Source organism: Methylobacterium sp. ARG-1 (assembly GCF_001262595.1).
GTDB lineage: Bacteria > Pseudomonadota > Alphaproteobacteria > Rhizobiales > Beijerinckiaceae > Methylobacterium > Methylobacterium brachiatum.
Genome location: NZ_LHCD01000070.1, coordinates 1 through 6,129, shown reverse-complemented (window position 1 = coordinate 6,129; position 6,129 = coordinate 1). Strand labels below are relative to the sequence as shown.

Sequence of the window (6,129 nt, the reverse complement as noted above, 5' to 3'; positions counted from 1 at the left end):
GAGTGCCTACGCCAGGAGATTTTCTACTCGCTGAGAGAAGCACAGGTCGTGATTGGCCTATGGCAGAACACCTACAACCGTGTCCGGCCGCATTCGTCGCTGGGCTACCGGCCGCCCGCGCCTGTCAGCTTCCCGGATCCGGCCTACCGGCTACCCATGGCCACTACCATGCAGTAGCCTCGCAACTAGCCCGGTCCAAAATACCGGTCAGGTCAGACTGTGCACTACGACCCCTGTGGACGGCGTGAAATGCCCCTGATCGGTCAAGGTTTGAGGGCGAGCGTGATGCGCGCGCAACCGAACTGGCAACCACATGCTCGCCTGTCCCCGCGCCTTCGTTCGCTACCATCGCGAAGGCCTCGCTGCGCTCGTCTCCTCGACCGTGTTTTTGGCGGGTGCGCTCTCGTTGTTTTGGGCGATTGGGTGAGGCTACCGAGCCGAGCATAGACGAGATGAGTGCTACGCTTTCTTCAACATCGGCGGCGCACTGCCGCCTCCATACCGATCCGGCCCGAGCACCGCTTCTTTTACCCCATCGACTGGCGTGAGCTGTCGATGGCGATCCGCTTTGGCCGGGCGCAGGGCCGCTGCGAGGGCTGTGGGCGACCGCATGGGCAGATGGTCTACCACCTCGGCGATGGCGCTGGTGGGACGCCACGCCAAGGCCTGCCGCTGGCGCGATGGATGGGGACGCCGGATCCGGGTCAGATCGAGTACTGACATCCTCGCCCGCGCTCGTCGGCCCCATGTCGTCCTAGCGGCGGCGCATCGCGATCACGACACGGCCAACAACGCGGACGCCAGCCTCGCGGCCTTCTGCCAGCGCTGCCACATGATCCACGACCGGCCAGAGCATCAGCGGCGGCGCTGGCGCAGGCTGTTCCGCAGAAAAGCGATCGGTGATCTGTTCGGTGGGCCCTACGCATGAGGTTAGGACAAAAAAATTGTTCTTGAGCTGTTAGCTATAATGCGCCGCTATCTGCCATCAACGCAGCAGGCTCACTACCATGCAATCTATGTGGAGGGTCGGTCCAGATCGTCGGCGCGGGCGACGTTTCATTGGCGATCACGACGACCCGCACCTTGCGATCTGGTCTCTCGTAATTACCCGGATGCAGGATGTGGGCAGCGGCGAGCAGCCCAAATGCAGCAACCGCGGTCGTCGCAAGCGTGGATTTGTAGTGTTCCATGGGTGTGGAACAGACGGTCAAGCTTGCCGTTCCGCCCACTCTTGCGGGATAGCTAATCGTGAATTTACGACCGCTGTACCGGCAGGCTTGCCCGGCCAATGCCAAGCCTGACGGGACCGCCTGGCAAGCCCCCGCGGGCCGAGTGACCCGCGAGCTCGATGGTTTAGCAGTTATCGTCGCCGGGCTTCACGGGCTGACCCTCGGGGGCCTTCTTCTCACCCTTGTCTGCCATCGTGCCTGCGCCGGCATTGGTCATCGCACCAACGGTACCGGGGGACTCCCCCTTCGCCCCGGGCGTCACCTTCGCGGTCAAGCCACCTTCGACGTTCGAACTGGTGTCTTTCGTCGTGGGGCCATTCGTGCTGGTGGTCGTGCCGACCTTGCAGGGGGCGGCGAAGGACGTCGACGCCGTCAGCGCGAGAATAGCGGCGGCGCCGGTCAGCATAGCAATGCGGTGCATGTTTCCTCCTAACGTGTACGGGAGGAAGGCGCAACGGCGCATCATAGTTCCGTCGCCAGCATCATCACGTGTGCGACTGCCGGCTGCCCCTACCTCGCTTCGCTGGACGAGATGTAGACTTCGAAGGAGCACACCGATAGGTTCGGGGCTTTCTTCGGACAGCCGGGTAAGGACGCGCCGGCCGCACGTAATGGAGGAAGACAGCGACCGGCGCGCTGGCGATCGGAAGTGTGAGGGCACTCAACCGCTGCAAGATGCAACGCACCCAAACATCCAGAGATCCGGGCCATAGGCCGGCGTCTGCGGTCTCCAGTCCCGCCGCCGCACCGCCCCTCACGCGACTGCCCGGCCAAGGCTTCACGGGCGGGCCGCGAGGAACTAGCCCGGAGCACGCCTGTCGTCGCGAGCTTGCCCGTCGCACGCTTTTGCGGTGTCGCGGGCACCTCAAGAACGGCTGGCCGAGAACCAGCGGTATTGTAACCCATGTTACTTTCAACGCAGAATTCATAGCCCCTGCAACCGGATGATAGCCGCGTATTTTGCCGCCCATAAGACACAACAGCTTTAATTAACTGACCAAGCTTAGATTGTAGGCCTCGGAGCTTGGTATGCGATCAGTTTATACGTGCCTGACCCAGGCGCACGATCATGGGCTGATCCTGCTCGCTGCAGGCGTCTGCATCGTCGGGGTCTACGGCTCGTTTTCCGTGGCGACTCATGCGGCGCGCTCCGAAGGCCGCGCGGCTGCGGTTTGGGCGTGTGCTAGCATCATAGCCTCGGGCTGCACCGCCTGGGCCACCCACATGATCGGCCTCCTGGCTTTTCGTCCAGGCATGCCTGCGGGGTTCGATCCCTATCTGACCGCCTTGTCGCTGCTGGTGGCCATCGCGGGGATCGGGATCAGCGTCGCCTTGGCGATCGGCCAGCGCAGTCGCGTCTATCGCTTCCTGATCGGCCTCCTCCTCGGCGCCAGCGTCGCCGCGCTGCATTACCTCGGCGAAGCATCCTATGTCGTCGCCGGCACGGTCGCGTGGGATCCACAACTGCTGGCCCTTTCTATCCCCACGAGCTTGCTCGTGTTCGGCACCGCCATGGTCGTGACGGGAGAGCGCCGCCGCGACCTCCGACGCGCTGGCGCGCCTCTGCTGATCGCCGCCATCGGCATCCTGCATTTCTGCGGGATGGCGGCGATGACGCTCACCTTCGATCCGGCGCGCCTGCTGCCCCCCGAGGCGGTCCCGCCGGAGCTGATGGCGCCCGTGGTGGCAGGCGTATCCGTCGGCCTGCTGGCCTTGGCGTTGGTCGGCCTGCGCCTGACCCTGAATTTCCGCGCGCAGGTCCGGCGGGACCAGGAACGACTGCGCGAGTTGGCCAGTCTCGCGGTCGAAGGACTGGCCGTCTGCGACGGTACGGTGATCACGACCGCCAACCGGAGCCTAGAACGTCTCTCGGGGCTAGGCGCCGGCGCGCTGAACGGCCGCGACCTGCTCGGGCTGTTTCCGGGGCTCGACGTCACCGCGCTGCCTGAGCGCGAGGAGCGCGAGGCGGAGCTGATTGGTGCCGACGGACAGCGCGTGCCAGTGCGCGTCCTGCGCAGCGATGTCCGGCTGGGCGGCAAGCCGCAGACTGTGCTGGCCATCCGTGACCAGCGGGAGCGCCTGCAGACAGAGTCCCGGATGCGCCTGCTGGCCTTCTCTGACGCGTTGACCGGCCTACCCAACCGAGCTCATTTTCAAGATCTGGTCGCGCTGCACGCAGCCTCATACCGCGAGCACGGACGCGCCTTCGCGATCCTTATGCTCGACCTAGACCGGTTCAAGTTGGTGAACGACACGCTTGGTCACGGCCTGGGCGACACGCTTCTGCGCAAGACCGCCCAGCGCCTTAAGGCGGCGCTCGGCGTACACGACATCGTCGCGCGCCTCGGCGGCGACGAGTTCGCGGTCCTGCAGGTCGATGTTACCGGCCCTGAGGCCACCGACGCACTGGCGACTCGCATCATCGAGCTGATGGGCCGGCCGTTCCTGATCGACGGCATGCTCGTCAACGTCGGCGCGTCCGTGGGTGCGGCGTTCGCCCCGATGGACGGCATCGATCCAGATCAGCTCCTGCGCAACGCCGACCTCGCGCTCTACAAGGCCAAGGCGGACGGCAAGGGTACGTTCCGGAGGTTCGAACCCGCACTGGACGCACGCATGCAGGCTCGCCGCGGTTTGGAGGCCGATCTGCGACGCGCCATCGTCGTTCAAGAGTTCGAGCTGTACTACCAACCGCTCGTTGACGCGCGCACCGGCCGTATCAACGCCGCGGAGGCGCTGGTGCGCTGGCGTCATCCGGACCGTGGCCTGGTCTCACCCGCCGAATTCATCCCGCTTGCTGAGGAAACCGGTCTGATCGGGCCGTTGGGCCAGTGGGTGCTGCGCATGGCCTGTGCCCAGGCCGCTCAATGGCCGGTGCACATCCGGGTCGCCGTCAATCTCTCGCCCGCGCAATTCCGTGATGTGCGGCTCGCGGACACGGTCAAGGCCGCACTGGCCGCATCCGGCCTTTCTGCGAACCGCCTGGAACTCGAGATCACCGAGGGCGTGCTGCTGGCGGATGAGGAGCGCACGTTAGCCACGCTGACCAAGCTACGAGCGGCTGGCGTCGGCATCTCGATGGACGATTTCGGGACAGGCTATTCCTCCCTCAGCTATCTCCGCCGCTTCCCGTTTGACAAGATCAAGATCGACCAGTCGTTCGTGCGCCAGCTTCCGTCCGATCCGGAGAGTGCCGCGATCGTGCGAGCGATCATCACCATGGGGACGTGCCTTGGGATGTCTATCACGGTGGAGGGGGTCGAGACGGCAGAGCAGTTCGCCTTCACGACCGGGGAAGGATGCGATCAGGTGCAGGGCTACCACGTCAGCCGCCCGCTGCCGCTCAGCGAGTTTCTGTCGTTCGTCGATGCGCGCGAGGCTGCATGACACCGCCGGACAATGCCGACCTGTTCCGCTTGGTCTATCGGAGCCGCAGCGCAATCGCCGGTGACGCTGAGGCGATGCAGCAAACCATCGACGCGGTGGTAGCCGCCTCACAGCGCAGCAACGCCCAGGCCGGCGTCACGGGGACGCTGATGTTCACTGGGCTGTTCTTCGTGCAGGCTCTGGAGGGGTCGGCTGCAGCTGTCGAGGCGATCTTCGATCGGATCTGCTGCGACCTACGCCATACCGGCCTAGAGGTGATCGAGTGCGGTCCGGTGCTGGAGCCGAGCTTTGGCAACGGCGCGATGACCTACCTCGTGCCAGATGTTGTTGCCGGAGCGCTGCTGGACCGCATGGGAGTTGAGGTCGAGCTCGCTGACGCCGCAGCAGCCGCGATGAAGCTTATGGCTGCTCTGGTTCGAACCGGATCACGCGCGAACGAGCCAGTTCAGAACTTCGCAGCCTGATAAAATCCGAGCGCTGGTTCTGCGTTTGCCATGTCGAACGCCGGCAGACTCTCACCGCATAGCTCAGCCAGCTCCATCGCCCGCGCGAATCCTCATTCGGCCTAATCGGTCGAGGTCACCAGCCGCTTGCCGGCGGCTCTTCGACGGTGCCGCTGCATGCCAATCGTTGGCGTGCTACGAACGCGATGCCCGCCCGCGGGACACGACATGTCGGTCGGGCGGCACGGTTAAGTCAACGTTGCCGCCGTTCCTAGGCTGGCTCGCGCATCAGATGCCGCTACGATGGTCTGCAGCCCACACGCGGCAGACACCGTGAGAGACTGACCTGACCGGCTGGCTTTGGACCGGGCTGATTGAGAGGATCAGCCTGGATCAGAGGAGTTGGGAATGAAGCGAGGACGGAGGCCGAGCGCGGAGCAGGTCGTGCTGATGCTGCGCCAGATCGAGGTACAGACGGCGCAAGGCAAGAGCATCGCCGTCGCGTGCAAGGAGGCGAATGTCTCCGAGCAGAGCTACTACCGTTGGCGCAAGGAGTATGGCGGCCTGAAGGTCGATCAAGCCAGGAAGATGAAAGATCTGGAACACGAGAACGCTCGGTTGCGCCGCCTCGTGGCCGATCTGTCCTTGGAGAAGCAGGTGCTGGCGGACGTCGCCTCGGGAAACTTGTAGCCCCCGAGCGACGCCGGCAGGCGGTCGACGGTATCCGAGCCAAGTACGGCCTCTCGGAACGTCACGCCTGCCGGATCGTCGGCCAGCATCGGGGTACGCAGCGCTACGTGCCCACCCTGCCGGCCGACGAGGATGCGCTGACCCGAGCCATCGTCGCCTTAGCGTCCGAGTATGGGCGCTACGGCTACCGCCGCGTGACGGCTCTGCTGCAAGCAGACGGGTGGCGGGTGGGCAAGGATCGGGTTCAGCGCATCTGGCGTCGCGAGGGGCTGAAGGTCCCCAGCCGACATAGACCCCGCAGCCGGCTCTGGTTGAACGACGGCTCGTGCGTGCGGCTGCGGCCGCTTCACCGCAACCACGTCTGGAGCTTCGATTTCGTG

Annotated in this window: 5 protein-coding genes and 2 pseudogenes; 5 read left to right on the top strand and 2 right to left on the bottom strand. The window is 64.9% G+C overall.

Features of this window, described 5'->3' with window-relative positions:
- Positions 1-177, top strand: a 177-nt coding sequence (locus tag AKJ13_RS31155; protein WP_082317209.1) for an integrase core domain-containing protein, incomplete at its 5' end; no start/stop codon positions are given.
- 321 nt (positions 178-498) lie between these two features.
- A pseudogene (locus AKJ13_RS33005) lies at positions 499-928 on the top strand (hypothetical protein).
- A 34-nt stretch (positions 929-962) separates the two neighbouring features.
- Here the strand turns inward: AKJ13_RS33005 and AKJ13_RS31795 are convergent.
- Together AKJ13_RS31795 and AKJ13_RS29680 are read right to left on the bottom strand one after the other, a co-directional pair.
- The gene (locus tag AKJ13_RS31795) at positions 963-1,190 is read right to left on the bottom strand and encodes a hypothetical protein (RefSeq protein WP_144426455.1); all 228 of its coding nucleotides are present in this window, start codon (positions 1,188-1,190) and stop codon (positions 963-965) included.
- A 163-nt stretch (positions 1,191-1,353) separates the two neighbouring features.
- A complete protein-coding gene (locus tag AKJ13_RS29680) occupies positions 1,354-1,650 on the bottom strand; it encodes a hypothetical protein (protein WP_064774693.1) in 297 nt (98 codons plus the stop codon).
- A 608-nt stretch (positions 1,651-2,258) separates the two neighbouring features.
- On the opposite strand from AKJ13_RS29680, the gene AKJ13_RS29675 reads away from it, so the two are divergent.
- The 3 genes and pseudogenes from AKJ13_RS29675 to AKJ13_RS31145 all read left to right on the top strand — a co-directional run.
- Positions 2,259-4,616, top strand: coding sequence for an EAL domain-containing protein (locus AKJ13_RS29675; protein WP_050736529.1), 2,358 nt, complete (start codon positions 2,259-2,261; stop codon positions 4,614-4,616).
- Positions 4,613-5,080, top strand: coding sequence for a BLUF domain-containing protein (locus tag AKJ13_RS29670; protein WP_050736528.1), 468 nt, complete (start codon positions 4,613-4,615; stop codon positions 5,078-5,080). The genes AKJ13_RS29675 and AKJ13_RS29670 overlap by 4 nt, the downstream gene beginning before the upstream one ends.
- 387 nt (positions 5,081-5,467) lie before the next feature.
- Positions 5,468-6,129: pseudogene (locus AKJ13_RS31145) on the top strand (IS3 family transposase); the annotation flags it as partial.

Coding starts and splice junctions, on each gene's coding strand:
- AKJ13_RS29675 (WP_050736529.1), top strand. CDS start 2,259: ATGCGATCAGTTTATACGTGCCTGACCCAGGCGCACGATCATGGGCTG.
- AKJ13_RS29670 (WP_050736528.1), top strand. CDS start 4,613: ATGACACCGCCGGACAATGCCGACCTGTTCCGCTTGGTCTATCGGAGC.
- AKJ13_RS29680 (WP_064774693.1), bottom strand. CDS start 1,650: ATGCACCGCATTGCTATGCTGACCGGCGCCGCCGCTATTCTCGCGCTG.
- AKJ13_RS31795 (WP_144426455.1), bottom strand. CDS start 1,190: ATGGAACACTACAAATCCACGCTTGCGACGACCGCGGTTGCTGCATTT.